Below are 15,429 nucleotides of genomic sequence, written 5' to 3'. Positions count from 1 at the left end.
CCTCCCTTTTCTTCTCAGCCTTTGACCGCCCCGGAGGACAGCCCTGAGATAAAATATTTTTGAAGCGCCAAAAACAATACGACCATCGGCAGCATCGCCATAATTGCGGCTGCGGCGACTAAGTGAAGATTGTTCGCGTTTTCGCCGAAGAATCCCGCCATGGCCACGGTCAATGTCTGCACCTTTTGATCTTGTAAAAAGAAAATCGCAAATTGGTAATCGTTCCAGATAAACACGCAGGAAATAATGCAGACCGTTGCGGTAATCGGTTTCAACAAAGGAAACACGATTGTATAAAAAGTCCTGATCAATCCCGCGCCGTCCATCCTGGCGGCTTCCTCAAGCTCTTTCGGAATGGAAGAGCGGATAAACCCTGAATATAAGAAAACGGTCAGCGGCATATATGCAGCCGTATTAATGAGAATGGCTGCGGCATGCGTATTGATCAGCCCCGCATCAGCGACCATCTTGTATAAAGGAACCATGGAAGTCAAAGGCGGGATGATCATGATTGAAATCAAAAGGCCGAAGACGATTTTGTTCAGCTTTGTATTTCTTCTTGCGAGAGGGTATGCGGCAAGCGAACCCATGAAAATTAACAAAGCGGCGGAAACGGCTGTAATGATGATCGTGTTCAGAAAGGATTGCCCGAGAGAGGCACGTTCCCATGCTTCACGAAAATTCTGAAATGAAAAGGCGGATGGCAGCGACCATTTTGAACTGTAGTCTCCTTTTGCTTTTAATGACGTGGTCAGCAAAATATAAAAGGGGACAATATGAACGCACGAGATAACGGCTGCCAACAGCGTAAAAATCCGCATTCGGGCTGTTTTCATGACATTTCTGTCTCCTTTCGCTTGAAATACACGAGAGCCGAAAAGCTGATGACAAGAATAATAACGGACATAAATACGCCTTGGGCGGCGGCATATCCCGCATCCTGCCGTTTAAAATATAAATCATACATAAACGTCGACATCGATTGAGAGGAATTGCCCGGCCCGCCTGCGGTCAGTGCGAAAATGACATCAAACAGCTTCAGCCCGCCGATGATATTGATGACCATGTTGATGGTGACAGCCGGCATCAATAAAGGCAGGGTGATGGTGAAAAACGGCTGAAGACCTCCCGCGCCATCTATTTTTGCGGCCTCGTAATAATCTTTCGGAATGCTTTGCAGCCCCGCCAAATATACAATCATCGCAATGCCTGCGTATTGATACGTGTTAATCATCACGATAATCCACGGGTTTGCCGCAGGGCTTGCCAAGGCGTTGACAGGACCGATTCCCAGTGCGCCAAGTACATCATTCAGCGCACCCCCGTCATATGAGAAAATAAAATACCAAATGTATCCCATTATCAGCGGACTGATAATGACGGGCAGGTAGACGATCGTTCTTGTGAGCGCCTTCATTTTTGAGCTCTGATTCAAAAGCAGCGCATATAAAAGTCCGAGCATATTCTGAAAAAAAGTGCTTCCGATGCCGTAAAGCAAAGTGTTTTTCACAATAAGCCACGTGTCCGGATCTGTAAAAAGCCTTTTATATTGAGTGACCCCCACCCATTGATACGTCTGTGAGAAGCCGTTCCAGTTTGTAAATGTGATAAAAGCGCCTTTGACAAACGGAAAAATCATGAAAATAAAAACTATGGCAAGAGCGGGAACGTACATCCACCATAGTGACGCGGATTTTACCGGCTTTTGATGTTGAGATCCTTGAGTTTCTCTTGCAAGATCACTCATTCTTTTTCAGCTCCCTGTGAATCAGATTGAAGCCGGAGCCGCTTATATTCCCTGCCGAGTTTCGCTGAAATTTCAGCGGGGGTTAAGATATCGGCCATCAGCTCCTGCCCGGCTGTTCCCATCACATCCCACATTCCGTTCGGCAAATAAAGGCGGTCAAAATAAGGCTGCACCTTAATATGCTGATAGCGCTTATAGTCATTTGCGTAGAAAATGTCCGTTTGCACATTCACTAATCCGGCCGGAAGCGATGTCGCTTCGGCAATTGATTTTGCATGCTCGGGGCGGGCCATAAATGCGATAAACTGTTTCGCTTCTTTAAGCCGCGCGGAATCCTTGAATGCCGCCAGCGTGTAACGTTCGCCTCCGATCCAAACCGGTGCGTCTCCCTTGTGGACGGCCGGGGTCGGTATGATGCCGACTTTTACCTTCGGATTGATTTGAGCGACGTCTTGGCCGAGGGTGCCGCCCTGCAGCGTAAAGGCGATTTTGTTTTGCGCCATCAGTTCAATGAGCTGGGACCGTTTTGCCGTCACGGCATCTATATTGAGCAGGTTTTCCTTTTGCATCTCTTTCAGTTTGTCAGATAAATAGGTGAAGTGTGTCCAGCGGAAGGTTCCGTTTAACAGTTGTTTTTTGTAACGGTGTGCGGGATCTGTGATAAGAAGCGGTGCGGCGAATTGATCGTAATATTGGGCAAATGAGCTTTTCTCATAGCCGGCAAACCAGAAGGGGGTGACTGTTCCGCCGCTTTTTTCTTTAATCTGTCTCAATGCCTTCATAAAATCATCCATTGTTTCCGGCGGTTTGATTCCGTATTTTTCCAACAGCGTGCGGTTGTATGCCAGTCCGTCCTTTGCCTGATTCAGAGGGAAGGCGTATATTCTGCCTTTGGCGTCTTTGAGCATGCTGTTTAAATTCGGATCGAGCCGCTTCGTCCAAGACATGCCGCTGAGGTCGGCGGTATATTCTCCGTAGCGGATTTTGGCCCAGCCGTGTGTGTCGAAAAGGTCGGGCATGTCACCGGCTGCCATTCTGACTCTCATCATATTTTCGTAGTCATTGCCTGGGAAATGAACGTTTACTTGAATGTCCGGATGTTCTTTTTGGAATGAATCAGCCAACTTTCTGAATACGGCGCGTTCGCTGTCTGAGGATATGGTGGAATAGACTGTCAATGTTTTCTGCTTTTCTCCGGCGCCGCTCTGTTCTGCCGAGCAGCCGGGAAGTATCATGCAAGTAAAAGAAAGAAACAAAGCCAGTAAGCGTTTCATCTTTTCCTCCTTTAAATATGATATAAACGCTGCGGGACACGTCACCTCCTTTCTTGTGAGCCGCAGCTTTGTCTGACAATCAATGAAGTGGGGAGCGTCACGGCCAGCGGGACGGTTCTGCCGTTTAAACGGTCGAGAAGCAATTTGACACCCGTCCGGCCCATCTCTTCCGTGTATACTTTTACCGTTGATAACGGCGTGCTGGCGTATTCTGCCTCATCAATTCCGTTGAAGCTGACAACCGCCGTATCGCGCGGGACTTGAAGACCGGCTTCCTGCAAGGCTTTTAAAGCGCCGACAGCCATCGAATCACTTGCGATAAAAAAGGCATCGGGGAGACTTCCGCCTTTGATGGCTTCATTCATCAGCCGGAACCCTTCGTGCATACTGTATTCGCCGATCAGCACATGCTCCGGCTCGGCGCCGGCCATTTGTAAGAAAGCAGTCAGACGCTTATCCTCAATCGTTTTATTGCTGTTTACACCGTCTATGACGGTATGCTCCCGCTCCCGGCCGCCGATATAACCGAGCCGCTGGTAACCGAGCGACAGAAGATGTTCTATCGCCTTTTGCGCTGCGGCATAAAAATCCACGCTGACGGAATCGTAGCGGGCGGGATCGGGGGTGCCGTTAACAAATACCGCGTGCCTGAAAGCGGCGCTGATGTTCGTAAGCGCCTCGTCTTGCAGGCTGCCGATTATGATAACGCCGTCCAGTTCGTGAAACATATGCTCTTGAAAAGAACCGAGATGGATAGAAGATGTGATAAAAACTTTTTGCCGAAAGCATTCTTCCTCAATGCCTTTTCGGATCGCTGAAAAATAAGGATCCTGCCGTTCTTCTTCGGGTGACAGGCAGCTGACAACGCCGATCAGGGGCGCTGAATCGCTGCGGCTGCGGTTCTTCCGTTTTTTTGCCGACGGCTGATAGCCCAGCTCATCGGCGATCCTCAGAACTTTTTCTCTTGTTTCATCAGTCACGGCTAAAGAGTCATCCTTATTCAAAATTCTCGATACTGTCGCGCTGGATACAGATGCCTGTAAGGCAATATCTTTGAGACGGACCATTTCGCATCTCCTTTTTACTAAATATTTACTAAATAGAAATGACCTGGTTATTGTTAAAGTGATATTATCATACGTTAGTAAGCGTTTTCAACAACTATTTTTGGTCACTTTTAGTAAAAAATCAGTAAAAAAGAAAATCTGTTTTTCTCTATCATATTTCAATTGAACCGGAATAAATTGATAGAGAAAGGAGAGGGTGATGTGCTGAAGATAGCTGTTTTTGATGAGGAGCATGAAAAGGATCTGCAGACTGAAGTCAATACATTTTTAAAGGGGATTTCTGATGAACAGCTCGTTGATATTAAATATACGGTAGCGGCGGCCTGTGATCCTGAAGGTGAGCAGCTTTATTGTTTTTCCGCTCTCATTTTATACCGAAAATAAAGAAGCCCGGATGAAATGCCGGGCTTCTTTGTGCATTATGCTTTTTTGACTCGGGGACTTCTTGGTTTTTGGTATTTCTCCGCTTGTTTGATTCCTTTTCTCTCGCTCGCTAATGACTTGTACAGAGACACGATCATCAGAAGGATCACGACTGAAAACGGAACCGCGGCGAGAATGGCCGTGTTTTGCAGTGCGGCCAGACCGCCGGAATATAATAATACCGCTGCCACGGCGGACTGGATGATGCCCCAGATGATTTTCACCCGGTTTGACGGGTCTAATGAGCCGTAAGACGTTTGCATTCCAAGCACAAATGTCGCTGAATCCGCTGATGTAATAAAGAATACAGCGATCAGAACAAGCGTTAATACGGATGTTACCATTGTCAGCGGATAGTGGCTGAGTGCGCCGAACAGCATCGTATCCGTTGACATTCCTGCGACATTGAATACGCCTTTCTGCTGAAGATCCATCGCGGATACACCGAAGATCGCAAACCATAAGAAAGCCAATATACAAGGTGTCACCAACACCCCGATTAAAAATTCCCGGATCGTCCGGCCCCTTGATACACGGGCGATAAAAATGCCGACAAACGGCGACCAGGATATCCACCAGGCCCAATAGAAAATGGTCCAGCTGTTAATCCATTCGCGTTTTTGGGGATCATTCGGAGACAAGCGAAAGCTCATCTGCACGATATTTTGGATGTATTGGCCGATAGAATCGGTAAATGAGTTCATAATCAGCACCGTCGGGCCTGCAATGAGCATAAAGATCATTAAAATAGCCGCGAGCGCCATGTTGGTATTGCTTAAGTATTTAATCCCTTTGCCGATTCCGCTCCACGCAGAAATCAAAAATAACACGGTCACGACAGCGATCAGGATCAGCTGAATGGAAAATGTTTTCGGAATGCCGAATAAATAATGCAGACCGCCGTTGATCTGAGTCGCTCCGAGCCCTAAGCTTGTCGCCACACCGACAACGGTCGCAAACACCGCGATACAGTCAATCGCTTTGCCGATCGGCCCGTTTACTTTATCGCCCAAAAGCGGTGTCAGTGTGCTGCTGATCAAACCGGGCGCGTCTTTTCTGAATTGAAAATATGCGATACATAAAGCGACGACCGCATAGATGGCCCAAGCGTGCAGCCCCCAGTGGAAAAATGTGTACCGGAGCGCATCACGAAATGCTTGGGGCGTTTCTGTTTCACCTGAGGGAGAGCTGATGGCGTAATGGCTGATCGGTTCCGCAGCCCCGTAAAATACCAAACCGATTCCCATGCCTGCGCTGAAAAGCATGGCAAACCATGATAATAAGCCAAATTCCGGTTTTTCCCCGGGTTTTCCGAGTTTTATTGTGCCGATCGGACTCACAATGAGAAAGAGACAGAAACCGACAAATATAGAAACGACCAGCAGATAATACCAGCCGAAAGAATCCGTAATAAATTTTTGTGCCGTATCAGTGACTTGCTGCAGGCTGTCAGGAGAAATGGCCCCCCATAAAACCGCAGCGGCTGTGATGACAATCACAATCCAAAAAACACTGGAGATGTTCTTCTTCAAACGTTCTCACCCTCTGACTATTTTTTTCAATACGCCATTTTGTTTTAGTATGGTCGTACGATTGCAGATCAATCCTTTCTTCCTATTCCCTCAATCAGGTGAAACAAAACGCAGAAAACTCTATCATGTTTTTGGTCAATTATCAACGGGGACGCTCAGGTAAGTGCGCTTTAAACCATTTAGAGCGAGCGTGAGAAACGTCCTGCATTCAAACCGGCGAGACGCCCCGTGACAAAGGCTGAAGTGATATTGTAGCCCCCGGTATAGCCGTGAATATCGAGTATTTCTCCGCAAAAATATAAGCCTTCCATTTTTTTTGACGCCATTTGTTTCGGCTCAATCTCTTTTACGGAAACACCTCCGCCTGTGACAAACGCTTTGTCCAAAGAAAGCGTTCCGTCAGCGGCAACCGTAAATTGTTTGCAGTCTTTGACAAAAGCCCTGAATTGATCCTTCGGCAGTTCCGTAAAGCTTGTCTGCGGATCAAGACCATTCCGTTCCAGAAGAAAAAGCAGGTACCGTTCCTGCATCCACGGCTTCAGCGCGTTTTTGAGCGCTTTTTTCGGTGCGTCTTTCAGTTCCTTGTGCATCTTTTGAAATAACTCTTCCTCGTTGATGCCGGGAAACAGATCGATGCGGAGTTTGACCTCTGGCTGCTTTTTCAGTTCTTTGACGACGAACTGGCTGCAGCGGAGAATGGCGGGGCCTGACAAGCCGAAATGGGTAAACAGCATGTCCATCACGTGTGTGACGATTGGTTTGCCTTTTTTATTCAGGACGCTGACGGCCGCGTTTCTAAGGGACAGCCCCTGAAGTGTTTTTTGTTTAATAAACGGTTCTGACGACGTAACCGGCACTTCCGTCGGAAAGAGTTCGGTCACGGTATGACCGGCCGCTTCCGCCCATGCATAGCCGTCTCCGGTGCTGCCGGTATGCGGGACTGATTTTCCGCCGACCGCGATAATGACGGCGTCTGCGTTAATGTGTTCGTCATTGTTTGTCGTAATGCCCGCTGTCCTGCCGTTCTCGTACCGCACCTCTTTGATTTTTTCATTTGTGCGGATGGTGACATTCAGTTGTTTTAATCGGTTCAAAAGCGCATCGACAACGCTTTGCGCTTTGTCCGTCACCGGGAACATGCGCCCGTGGTCTTCTTCTTTCAGCTGAATGCCGAGTTTTTCAAAAAAGGCGATAATATCTTCATTATTAAATTCGGAAAACGCGCTGTATAAAAAGCGGCCGTTGCCGGGGATGTGTTTGATGATTTCTTCAACGGGGAGGCGGTTGGTCACGTTGCAGCGCCCGCCGCCGGAAATCGCCAGCTTCCGTCCCAGCTTGTTTCCTTTATCGATTAATAATACGTCCGCCCCTTCTTCGCCTGCGGCAATCGCAGCCATTAAACCGGACGGGCCGCCGCCGATCACAATCACGTCATAGTGTTTCATATTTCATCAACAACTTTCTTTCGCTATAATAGGCGGAAATGTCCGCTTTCTGCTATTATAGCGAAAGAAAGGGAATCCTTAAACGTATTTTGTTTTTTAAAGAGTTTTCCCAAAAAGTTTCCCGCTGTAATTATTACCGTCTAATTGCCCAGTTGTGTTAAAATAGAAAAGTTGAATCTTCGTAGAAAATGGTGATGAGGAAACATGTCAAGCAAATTGTTAAGGGGCACGTTCGTGCTGACGCTCGGCACCTATATATCGCGGATTTTAGGGATGATTTATCTGATCCCGTTCGGAGCGATGGTCGGAGCGACGGGCGGAGCTTTGTTTCAATACGGATATAATCAATATACACTGTTTTTAAACATTGCCACGATGGGATTTCCCGCCGCGGTTTCAAAATTTGTCTCGAAATATAACTCCAAAGGAGACTATGAGACGAGCAGGCGGATGCTGAGAGCGGGAATGTCGGTTATGCTCGTAACCGGGATGATCGCTTTTTCAATTCTTTATATTTCAGCGCCGTTTTTTGCGGAAACATCTCTCGGCGGCACGAGTAACAACGGACTTACGATTGACCACGTCGTTTATGTCATCCGGATGGTCAGTCTGGCACTTTTGGTCGTGCCGATTATGAGTCTTGTGCGAGGTTTTTTCCAAGGTCATCAGATGATGGGGCCGACAGCCGTTTCACAGGTTGTGGAGCAGCTTGCCCGGATCATCTTTTTATTGGGCGCCACGTATTTGATTTTAAGAGTGATCAACGGCGGCCTTGTCATCGCAGTCGGATACGCGACTTTCGCGGCGCTGATCGGATCATTCGGAGGGCTTGTCGTCCTTTATATTTACTGGAATAAGCGGAAGGGCGATCTTCTGGCGATGAAGCCGAATCTCGTCCCGTCTGCGAACTTAAGTTATAAAAAAATGTTCATTGAGCTTTTCAGTTATGCCGCTCCTTACGTATTTGTCGGACTGGCGATTCCTTTGTATTCATATATCGATACGAATACGTTTAATAAAGCGATGATTGCAGCGGGCCATAAGGATATCAGCCAGGACATGCTTGCGATTGTCACCCTTTATGTGCCGAAGCTTGTGATGATCCCGGTTTCTCTGGCGACCGCTTTCGGTCTGACGCTGATTCCGACGATTACTGAATCGTTTACGAGCAGGAATTATAAGCTTTTGAACCAGCAGATTAACCAGACGATGCAAATCATTCTGTTTTTGGTTATTCCCGCTGTTGTCGGGATGTCCGTGTTATCGGGTCCGGCCTATACGTTCTTCTACGGCTCTGAAAGTCTTCGCCCGGATATCGGACAGGATATATTGTTCTGGTACGCGCCTGTCGCGATTCTGTTTTCTCTGTTTACCGTAAACGCCGCGATCCTGCAAGGGATTAATAAGCAGAAATTTGCTGTCGTGAGCCTTTTTATCGGCGTCATTATAAAAGTGGTGCTGAACGTGCCGCTGATCAAGCTGTTTCAGGGAGACGGTGCCATCTTGGCAACGGCGCTCGGTTATATCGCTTCTCTTCTGTACGGTTTTATTATGATTAAGCGCCATGCAGGCTATTCGTATACGGTACTTATAAAACGGGTTATTTTAATCGCAGTCCTGTCCGTCGTGATGGGAGTCGCGGTCAAGCTGACTCAATGGCTGCTCAGTTTCTTTGTAACATACCAAAGCGGCCAGGTGCATGCGGCGATTGTCGTCTTTGTCTGCGCCGCTGTCGGCGGTGCGGTGTACATGTTTGCCGCGTACCGAATCGGATTTTTACAAAAAATGTTTGGAAACCGTCTGCCCCGCGTTTTGAGGAGAGGCAGGCATTCCGCCCATTAAGAATAATGAATAGTCCGCTTATCGCGGGCTTTTCTTTTTAAAGGAGAGGATCAGGATGAGACTTGATAAGCTGCTTGCCAACAGCGGATTCGGCTCAAGAAAAGATGTGAAAAAAATCGTCAAGGCTGGGGCTGTCATGATTGACGGAGAGCCGGCGAAAGATGTGAAAACCCATGTCGATCCGGAAAAACAGGACATCACGGTATACGGAGAGCCGGCAGACTATCGTGAATTTATTTATGTCATGATGAATAAGCCGCAAGGAGTGCTGTCCGCTACCGAAGACAGCCGCCAGCAAACGGTGGTTGATCTGCTGACGCCTGAAGAACAGCGTTTTGAACCGTTTCCGGCGGGACGTCTTGATAAGGATACGGAAGGCTTTTTGCTTCTGACCAATGACGGGCAGCTCGCTCATCGCCTGCTTTCTCCGAAAAAGCATGTGCCCAAAACATATGAGGTCCGGTTAATTTCACCTCTGTCACCGGAAGACATCGTTCATCTGGAAAGAGGCGTCGTCATTGAAGGAGGCTATAAGACGAAGCCGGCAGCCGTTGAAATCATTACAGAAAGCCCGGATGAAACGGTGATTCACTTGACCATTACAGAAGGCAAATATCATCAGGTGAAGCTGATGGCAAAGGCTGTCGGAAATGAAGTGGCTTATTTGAAGCGGCTTTCGATGGGGGCTGTTTCTCTTGACCCGGATCTTAAACCGGGAGAATTCCGCGAGCTGACTGAAGAGGAGCTCGAAACGCTGAGAGGCGCTGAAGTGTAATCGATATCAGAAAAGCCCAAAACAGATTTGTTTTGGGCTTTTTATATAGAGGAACAAAAAACAAGGCAAAGACGCTGCTTTGCCTTGCAGCATGTCAGGCCGAAAAGGGCCTTATGTAATTGTTCGCTTAAGATGTAATTTTCACTTTTTTTCGTGTTGTCTCCCACTTGCCTCGGCTAGGACTATGAACAAGATCATTGTATGCTAACACATTTAAGTCTCGCTGAATGGTTCTAGGTGTAATGCCGAATTCATCAACCAGTTCCTGTGTTGTCACAAGGCCTTTTTCCTGGATGAACATGTAAACTGATTTAATCCGAGTCAGCATACGATTTGTTGAAGGTTTCAAAAAACCACTCCCTATCATAAGATCGGATGGACTTGATATACCACAACTTTCGACTCTAAAACTTCGTACGAATAAGCAACAAAGGATGACATCTGTTTTTTCTCTTTTAACTGCCTCCATTATACACGATATGGACGACATGAATCTAGGAATAAGCGCAGATAATTTTTTCCAAATGGGTGCCGCCTTGGTGCATTACTATGTCCGGTCCGCTTTTATTATTATGGAAACTGAAACTTTTTTTATACATGTCCGTATGAAAACGGGGGAGTGAGAAGTTTGGGAGAATTATTGAATGCAAACATTGTCTGCGCCGGTTATGCTGACAGGCCGAAGGTGATTTCTGATGTATCTCTGTCAGTCAACGCTGGTGAAATTACCGGTTTAATCGGAGCGAACGGCGCGGGAAAAAGCACAGTGATAAAGGCGGTTCTCGGGCTGTCCCGGGCTATAGAAGGCGGTATTGAGTGGAATGATTCATCTTATGCTTACATACCGGAGCGTCCGAGTTTTTACGATGAACTGACGCTTTGGGAGCACCTCGAGCTGACCGGGTCATTGCGGGGTATAGAAGGGGAAGAATGCCGTGAGCGGGCCGAGCGGCTGCTTGAAGAGTTTTCACTGACATCGGTAAAACATGATTTGCCTTCCGGTTTTTCAAAAGGGATGCAGCAAAAATTGATGCTCATACAGGCATTTTTGGCGAAGCCGGATATTTACATCATTGATGAGCCTTTTATCGGACTTGATCCGATCTCAACAAAGCTGTTTACCGACATGCTGATTGCTGAGAAAGAAAGGGGCGCGGGGATTTTGATGTGCACTCATGTTCTGGATACGGCGGAAAAAATCTGCGACCGGTTTTATTTGCTGGATCAGGGCGCTCTGCTTCTTCAAGGCACGTTAGAGGAGCTTCAGGAAAAAACGGGGAGCCGTTCACTGCTGGATTGCTTTTATTCAGCGGTTCGGAGCAGTCAGCGATGACCGGGCGGGCTTTGTTTTTTCAAAGACTGTTTCATTATTGGCGGTATCAATGGAAGGTGTTTCAGACGGTCATTGATTGGACGGTCGCGCTGTATATCGTTCTTCCCGCTGCCGCATTTGCCGTTTATCAATATGCTGATTGGCTGAACGGCAGGGGGCTTCTTAATGGAGCGGCAGGAGTATTAGGATGGGGCTGGCTGTATGTATTCAGTGCCCTGCTGTTGTGCACGGGTTTTATTCATACCTTTTTGCTGGAAGCGGATCACGTATTTTTGGTGCATGCAAAACATCTGATGCAAAAGCTGAAAAGGTACGCGCTTTTGTATTCGATGTTCCTTTCCCTTATCAAATGGGGTGCGCTTGCCGTATTGTTATTTCCCTTATGGCGCCAGTACGGTGACTGTACCTTACCGGCATATTCAGGTATGTTTTGCTGTCTGTTCGGCTTCCATACCGCGATATTAGCCGTACATCGGCACAGAAAAAACAGCAGGCGGACATTCGGGAATCAGGCGGCGGGCTGGCTGAAAGTGATGGTTCTGATGGCGGGTGCGTTTTTTATGATCGTCTTTGCCGCCGAATGGTATTGGCTTTGGCCGGCGGGATGTATATTGTTCATCTGTTCCGCCCTTTTGACTTGGAAAGGGACGGAGACATTATCAGCCTTTGAGGAAGAAGTGCTTGAGGAGAACAGGCGCAAGCTTTCTTTCGCGGCCTTTGTTTTGATGCTCAGCCATGATGTGCAGCTCCCGAATGGTAAAAATAAAGGGCGGAGCAAGCCGTTTTTATATCCCGGCTCCAAGCACATCTTTACAAAACGGTCGGCGTATACGGCGTGGAGAGAATTGTTCTTTAAAGTGCTGATCCGAAACGGCGGGTATCTCCGGCAGCTTTACCTTTTAACTGCGGCTTTTACGGCTCTTATTCTCGTTCTTCCGCTCTTAGTGAAGCCGGCAGTCCTCATTTTATTTGCGATCGTCAGCCGCTATGCCGCGTCGCTTTTATTTGACCGGATCACGGATAAACCGGTTTTAAGCGGTATCAAGAGAGACAGTGATGATTATTTCCGGGCGCGAAACAGCGCATTAACCGTCATCCAAGTCATCTGTTCCGCCTGGTGTCTCATTGCCGCGATTCTTTCCGTTCTTTATATGTGAAAATCCCTTTCCGAAAAGGAAAGGGATTTTTCTTAATGTCCGTTCAAAATAAAAAGCTGAATAAAAAACAGTACGGCGAAGATGATGACTAAAGGATGGATTTCGCGCCATTTTTTCTTAGCTGCTTTAACAAGCGGATATGAAATGAAGCCGAGTGCGATTCCGGTTGAAATACTGGACGTTAAAGGCATCGCCAAAATGACGAGAAAGGCCGGGAACGCTTCATCAAGCTCATTCCAGCGGATATTCGATACCGCGCCCATCATCAGGCTGCCGACAATAATCAGAGCCGGTGACGTAATCGCGGACACTTCCGATAAGACGCTGACAAGCGGGCTGAAAAACATGGAAACGGCAAACATAACGGCTATCGTCAGCGCCGTCAGACCCGTTCTTCCGCCGGCCGCCACACCTGCTGAAGATTCAACGAACGCGGTCGTCGGGCTGGTGCCGAAGATACTTCCCACCGTCGTAGCGGTCGAATCAGCCAAAAGCGCTCTTCTGGCATTCGGCAGCTGATTGTTTTTGATCAATCCCGCTTGTTCGGCGACACCGATCATGGTGCCGGTTGTGTCAAAAATCGTAACAAGAAGAAAAGAAAACACAACGGCGTACAGACCGTGATGCACGACATCCCCGAGGGCACCGAACGGATTTGTGATCAAAAGCCCCTCCGGCAGGTGCGGGAAGGACATGAATCCTTTCGCGAAATGGATCTGCCCGGTCAAAAAGGCAATGACGGCGGTCAGCGCCATTCCGATGAACAGAGCCCCGTTTACATTCAGCACCATCAGTACAATACTGATGATAAGTCCGATAAGCGTTAAAATGACGGCGGGCGAATGAAGATCGCCGAGTGCGACAAGATTAGATTTATCAGCCGTGATGATTCCGGATTGGCGTAAGCCGATAAAAGCGATAAATAAGCCGATGCCGGTCGTAATTCCGTATTTTAAATTGTCCGGAATCGCTTCTATAAGTTGTTTTCTTAAAGGCGTTAACGATAAAATAATAAAGATGACTCCCGCGATAAAAACGGCGCTGAAAGCCGTCTGATACGTAATGCCGCTGCCTGTGCCGACAACGTGAAAGGCGAGATACGCGTTTAAGCCCATGCCGGGGGCAATGGCGATCGGAAAATTCGCAGCGAGAGCCATCCATAAAGTTCCGACAATGGAAGCGATAATCGTCGCGGTGAACACCTGGTCAAACGGAATTCCCGCATTGGAAAGGATCACCGGATTGACGACAATGATATACACCATTGTGAAAAAGGTGGTCAATCCCGCGGTAATTTCTCTTTTTATTGTCGTTTGATGCTTGTCGAGATGAAACATAAGTACCTCCAATGACGAACATTTTTTCAAAACATCATCTATATTATTCGTTTTATCGACATTTTGCAAGTCTTTATCAAGAAAGGGGATTTGTGATGAACTGGGAAGTTGAAGTCATCAGAAACAAAGAAGATCTGATCCGTGACACGCAGAAGTTTTTGCAGATCAACAGCGTAATGGACGAATCAACAGCCGGTCCCGGCCGGCCGTTTGGAGAAGGCGTCAATGCCAGCCTGACGTCACTGCTGGAATTCGGTGAAAAAGAAGGCTTCACCGTAAAGAATCTTGACGGCTATGCGGGCCATATTGAATGGGGAACAGGTGACGAAATCGTCGGCGTTTTGTGCCACGTCGATGTCGTTCCGCCCGGAGACGGCTGGACGAGCGATCCGTTTTCAGCCGATATCAGGGACGGCCGGATATATGCCAGAGGCGCCATAGATGATAAAGGGCCGACAATGGCAGCGTTTTATGCGCTGAAAATCGTCAAAGACATGCAGCTTCCTTTATCCAAACGCGTGAGAATCATCATCGGAACGGATGAAGAAAGTGATTGGAGATGCGTGGATTACTACTTCAAACACGAAAAAATGCCTGACATCGGCTTTGCTCCAGACGCGGATTTTCCGATCATTAACGCGGAAAAAGGAATTATAGATGCGTCACTGCGCATTGCAAAAAGCGCTTCTGACAAAGACGCAAAAAACGGGCTTCTGTCATTCCGTTCAGGACTGCGCTTGAACATGGTGCCGGATGCGGCTGAAGCGGTTATTGAAGGGGACGGTCTTGATGCCGTGCACGCATATTTCAGCAAATGGCTTGAGCAGTCAAAAACACAAGGTGAAGCAGTTTCGGAAAATGGAAAACTGACGCTTCGGGTATACGGAAAATCATGCCACGCGATGGAACCGGATAATGGTGTCAATGCCGGCTTAAAGCTTGCTGAATGCCTTAACGGAACGGAGCTGGATGAAGCCGGAAAGCACTTTGTCAAAACCGTCAGTGACTATTTTTTAAATGATACACGAGGCAAAAAACTGAAAATCGATTGCAGGGATGACATCAGCGGAGAGCTTACATTGAATGTCGGCACCTTTACATACAGAAAGGGTGAGGAAGGAGAACTCGGCATCAACATCCGTTATCCCGTCACTTCAGACAGCAAATTCATCCGTGATGCTTTTACGTCTGCTGAAGAACTCCGGCTTGAAGAATTTAAAGACAGCAAACCGCACCACGTTTCTGCCGATCATCCGCTCGTAAAGACGCTTCAAAAGGTTTACGAGGGACAGACGGGAAAGAAAGCGGATCTGATTTCAATCGGCGGAGGAACGTATGCGAGATCCCTTTCGGCGGGCGTCGCGTTCGGACCGCTGTTCCCCGGCCGGCCTGACAGCGCGCATCAAAAGGATGAGTACATTGAAATTGATGACCTTCTCCGGTCAACGGCTTTATATGCCGAAGCCATTTATGAGCTTGCCAAGTGATAATAAAAAG

The 15,429-nt window shown here is 47.7% G+C and carries 14 protein-coding genes; 6 read left to right on the top strand and 8 right to left on the bottom strand.

Annotated elements, in window-relative coordinates:
* Positions 1-14: 14 nt before the first annotated feature.
* Genes G4O42_RS14300 through G4O42_RS14285 form a run of 4 tightly spaced genes read right to left on the bottom strand, consistent with a single transcriptional unit; the run spans position 15 to position 4,088 of the window.
* Positions 15-836 carry a carbohydrate ABC transporter permease gene (locus G4O42_RS14300; RefSeq protein WP_007408803.1) on the bottom strand — a complete coding sequence of 274 codons (822 nt, stop codon included), beginning with the start codon at positions 834-836 and terminating at the stop codon, positions 15-17.
* Positions 833-1,747 carry a carbohydrate ABC transporter permease gene (locus G4O42_RS14295; RefSeq protein ID WP_032873590.1) on the bottom strand — a complete coding sequence of 305 codons (915 nt, stop codon included), beginning with the start codon at positions 1,745-1,747 and terminating at the stop codon, positions 833-835. The genes G4O42_RS14300 and G4O42_RS14295 overlap by 4 nt, the downstream gene beginning before the upstream one ends.
* Positions 1,744-3,021: an ABC transporter substrate-binding protein gene (locus tag G4O42_RS14290; protein WP_032873592.1), complete on the bottom strand. Its 1,278-nt coding sequence runs from the start codon at positions 3,019-3,021 to the stop codon at positions 1,744-1,746. The genes G4O42_RS14295 and G4O42_RS14290 overlap by 4 nt, the downstream gene beginning before the upstream one ends.
* Before the next feature lie 41 nt (positions 3,022-3,062).
* On the bottom strand, positions 3,063-4,088 hold the full coding sequence (locus G4O42_RS14285; protein WP_032873594.1) for a LacI family DNA-binding transcriptional regulator: 1,026 nt from the start codon (positions 4,086-4,088) through the stop codon (positions 3,063-3,065).
* Positions 4,089-4,289: 201 nt separating this feature from the next.
* Here G4O42_RS14285 and G4O42_RS14280 point away from each other — a divergent pair, with 201 nt between their 5' ends.
* Positions 4,290-4,472, top strand: a complete 183-nt coding sequence (locus G4O42_RS14280) for a sporulation protein Cse60 (protein ID WP_003152309.1) — start codon at positions 4,290-4,292, stop codon at positions 4,470-4,472.
* A 35-nt stretch (positions 4,473-4,507) separates the two neighbouring features.
* Here G4O42_RS14280 and opuD read toward each other — a convergent pair whose 3' ends face one another.
* Positions 4,508-6,043: a glycine betaine transporter OpuD gene (opuD, locus tag G4O42_RS14275; RefSeq protein ID WP_007613202.1), complete on the bottom strand. Its 1,536-nt coding sequence runs from the start codon at positions 6,041-6,043 to the stop codon at positions 4,508-4,510.
* A gap of 179 nt (positions 6,044-6,222) precedes the next feature.
* On the bottom strand, positions 6,223-7,488 hold the full coding sequence (locus G4O42_RS14270) for a BaiN/RdsA family NAD(P)/FAD-dependent oxidoreductase (RefSeq protein ID WP_007408798.1): 1,266 nt from the start codon (positions 7,486-7,488) through the stop codon (positions 6,223-6,225).
* A 204-nt stretch (positions 7,489-7,692) separates the two neighbouring features.
* On the opposite strand from G4O42_RS14270, the gene G4O42_RS14265 reads away from it, so the two are divergent.
* Both G4O42_RS14265 and G4O42_RS14260 read left to right on the top strand, forming a co-directional pair.
* Entirely contained in the window at positions 7,693-9,330 is a 1,638-nt protein-coding gene (locus tag G4O42_RS14265) for a putative polysaccharide biosynthesis protein (protein ID WP_003152313.1), read from the top strand.
* A 55-nt stretch (positions 9,331-9,385) separates the two neighbouring features.
* Positions 9,386-10,105 carry a pseudouridine synthase gene (locus tag G4O42_RS14260; protein ID WP_007613195.1) on the top strand — a complete coding sequence of 240 codons (720 nt, stop codon included), beginning with the start codon at positions 9,386-9,388 and terminating at the stop codon, positions 10,103-10,105.
* 127 nt (positions 10,106-10,232) lie between these two features.
* Here G4O42_RS14260 and G4O42_RS14255 read toward each other — a convergent pair whose 3' ends face one another.
* Positions 10,233-10,454, bottom strand: coding sequence for a DeoR family transcriptional regulator (locus tag G4O42_RS14255; RefSeq protein ID WP_003152337.1), 222 nt, complete (start codon positions 10,452-10,454; stop codon positions 10,233-10,235).
* A 279-nt stretch (positions 10,455-10,733) separates the two neighbouring features.
* On the opposite strand from G4O42_RS14255, the gene G4O42_RS14250 reads away from it, so the two are divergent.
* Positions 10,734-11,438, top strand: a complete 705-nt coding sequence (locus G4O42_RS14250; protein WP_032873596.1) for an ABC transporter ATP-binding protein — start codon at positions 10,734-10,736, stop codon at positions 11,436-11,438.
* Complete coding sequence (locus tag G4O42_RS14245; protein WP_032873599.1) at positions 11,435-12,595, top strand: ABC transporter permease; 1,161 nt, start codon at positions 11,435-11,437, stop codon at positions 12,593-12,595. Before G4O42_RS14250 ends, G4O42_RS14245 begins: the two co-directional genes overlap by 4 nt.
* 32 nt (positions 12,596-12,627) lie before the next feature.
* Here G4O42_RS14245 and G4O42_RS14240 read toward each other — a convergent pair whose 3' ends face one another.
* Positions 12,628-13,932: an NCS2 family permease gene (locus tag G4O42_RS14240; protein ID WP_012118223.1), complete on the bottom strand. Its 1,305-nt coding sequence runs from the start codon at positions 13,930-13,932 to the stop codon at positions 12,628-12,630.
* 95 nt (positions 13,933-14,027) lie between these two features.
* Here G4O42_RS14240 and pepV point away from each other — a divergent pair, with 95 nt between their 5' ends.
* Positions 14,028-15,419, top strand: a complete 1,392-nt coding sequence (gene pepV, locus G4O42_RS14235) for a dipeptidase PepV (RefSeq protein ID WP_032873601.1) — start codon at positions 14,028-14,030, stop codon at positions 15,417-15,419.
* Positions 15,420-15,429: the final 10 nt, after the last annotated feature.

This window comes from Bacillus sp. LUNF1 (genome assembly GCF_011008975.1).
GTDB classification, from domain to species: Bacteria; Bacillota; Bacilli; order Bacillales; family Bacillaceae; genus Bacillus; species Bacillus velezensis.
This window is presented reverse-complemented; position numbering and strand designations above follow the sequence as displayed.

Excerpts from the sequence above, each read along its gene's own strand:
- G4O42_RS14260 (WP_007613195.1), top strand. The coding sequence starts at position 9,386 with ATGAGACTTGATAAGCTGCTTGCCAACAGCGGATTCGGCTCAAGAAAA.
- G4O42_RS14300 (WP_007408803.1), bottom strand. The coding sequence starts at position 836 with ATGAAAACAGCCCGAATGCGGATTTTTACGCTGTTGGCAGCCGTTATC.
- pepV (WP_032873601.1), top strand. The coding sequence starts at position 14,028 with ATGAACTGGGAAGTTGAAGTCATCAGAAACAAAGAAGATCTGATCCGT.
- G4O42_RS14285 (WP_032873594.1), bottom strand. The coding sequence starts at position 4,088 with ATGGTCCGTCTCAAAGATATTGCCTTACAGGCATCTGTATCCAGCGCG.
- G4O42_RS14290 (WP_032873592.1), bottom strand. The coding sequence starts at position 3,021 with ATGAAACGCTTACTGGCTTTGTTTCTTTCTTTTACTTGCATGATACTT.
- G4O42_RS14245 (WP_032873599.1), top strand. The coding sequence starts at position 11,435 with ATGACCGGGCGGGCTTTGTTTTTTCAAAGACTGTTTCATTATTGGCGG.
- G4O42_RS14240 (WP_012118223.1), bottom strand. The coding sequence starts at position 13,932 with ATGTTTCATCTCGACAAGCATCAAACGACAATAAAAAGAGAAATTACC.
- G4O42_RS14265 (WP_003152313.1), top strand. The coding sequence starts at position 7,693 with ATGTCAAGCAAATTGTTAAGGGGCACGTTCGTGCTGACGCTCGGCACC.
- G4O42_RS14295 (WP_032873590.1), bottom strand. The coding sequence starts at position 1,747 with ATGAGTGATCTTGCAAGAGAAACTCAAGGATCTCAACATCAAAAGCCG.
- G4O42_RS14270 (WP_007408798.1), bottom strand. The coding sequence starts at position 7,488 with ATGAAACACTATGACGTGATTGTGATCGGCGGCGGCCCGTCCGGTTTA.